Genomic DNA, 885 nt, shown 5'->3' with positions numbered 1-885 from the left:
AGCAGCAGCATCCACAGCGGCACCTCGACGGTGCGCCCTGTCAGTGCGATCGCCACGGCGACAAGCGCCAACGCGCCCCCGAGCACGCGCCCCGGGGTGACCGCGACGACGCCTGAGGGTCCGTAGCCGGCGCGATCGAGCACGAGGGCGCACACCGTCTGGCCGGCGACGACCCCGACGGTGAAGAGCGAGACGCCGATGATCCCGACGGCCAGGCCCTGAGTGGCCACGGTGAGGGCGCCGGCCGCACCGCCGCACAGCATCCAGAACGGGATGCGACGCTCCCGCACCCCCGATGCCAGTCGCGCGAACCCGCGGCGGCCGGCCGGCAGCGCGGCAGAGATGATGGTGAGGATGAGCAGGCCCGATCCGAAGGAGATCAGGGCCGCGACGAGGCCGTCTTCCAGCCGCACGCCGAGCTGGCCGTTGATCCTGGCCTGCACGGCCGTCATCACGCCGATGAGCACCGCACCCGTCAACGCCACCCAGACAGGGAGGCGGGGGGCGTCGTCGTGCACCGAGGAAGTCTAGCGGCGGGCGCGGGCGCGCCCGGTGCGGGAAGCCTCAGACACACCACGGGCGCCGCTTCAAGCCCCGTGACCTGATGCCGCAGATGACTATCGTCGACCCATGAGCTCACTGCGCGTACTCTTCCTCGGCGGCACCGGCACCATCAGCACCGCGTGCGTGCGCGCTGCCGTCGCCGCCGGCCACGACGTCTCCGTCCTCAACCGCGGCAACCGCGACCGCGATCTTCCCGACGGGGTGCGCCGCATCACCGGCGACGTGCGTGACGCCGACGCGGTGCGCGCCGCGGTCGGCGAGGGCGTCGACGTCGTCGCGGACTTCCTCTCGTTCGTGCCCGAGCACGTCGAAACGGTGCTC

General features: G+C 72.4%; 2 protein-coding genes. One reads left to right on the top strand and one right to left on the bottom strand.

The genetic code is table 11. The features are described from left to right. Nucleotides 1-518, bottom strand: a 518-nt coding sequence (locus NQ160_RS24265; RefSeq protein WP_374113715.1) for a DMT family transporter, incomplete at its 3' end; no start/stop codon positions are given. A 112-nt stretch (nt 519-630) separates the two neighbouring features. Between NQ160_RS24265 and NQ160_RS24260 the strand changes: the two genes are divergently transcribed. Then, nucleotides 631-885, top strand: a 255-nt coding sequence (locus tag NQ160_RS24260) for an NAD-dependent epimerase/dehydratase family protein (protein ID WP_257517523.1), incomplete at its 3' end; no start/stop codon positions are given.

This window comes from Microbacterium sp. zg.Y909 (assembly GCF_024626565.1).
Note: the sequence above shows the minus strand (reverse complement) of the source record. Positions and strands in the feature narration are given on the sequence as shown.